General features: G+C 50.6%; 1 pseudogene. It reads right to left on the minus strand.

Annotation, left to right across the window (positions count from 1 at the left end):
* Window positions 1-435 (minus strand): annotated as a pseudogene (locus H0248_RS21610) (hypothetical protein); the annotation flags it as partial.

The raw sequence follows: 435 nt of genomic DNA on the forward strand, positions 1-435 counted from the left end.
ATCGAGGCCGCTCTTCATGGTCCGCAGGTCGTCCAGCTTATTGGAGAGAACCTGACTCCAGTCCCCCTTGAAAACACCCTTGACAGTATCGACCGCCGTTTCTTTCCCCTGTTCAACCAGTGCATCGGCATAGTCCTCAGGCAGCGCTTTCTGTCTGGCGTCCAGAATGCTGTCCAGTCTCTCGGATGGCGTATCGTCAAGGGGGGTAGCTAAACCAGGAATATAAACTTTGGCATACGTGTATGAAGAAGTAAGGTCTGCTTTTATTTTTAGAGAGTGGGCACGAAACAAACGGCCTATGTTAGTCAGACGCTGGCTGTCTTCATCCACATTAATATTTCGCTTCAGACCATCAAAGAAGAAGCCTATCTGTAACGCCAGTGAGCAAGTGCCTATTCCTGCCTGATGACGGCTCTCTTCACGCGCAACGCGACA

This window comes from Pectobacterium brasiliense, from assembly GCF_013449685.1.
GTDB lineage: Bacteria > Pseudomonadota > Gammaproteobacteria > Enterobacterales > Enterobacteriaceae > Pectobacterium > Pectobacterium brasiliense_A.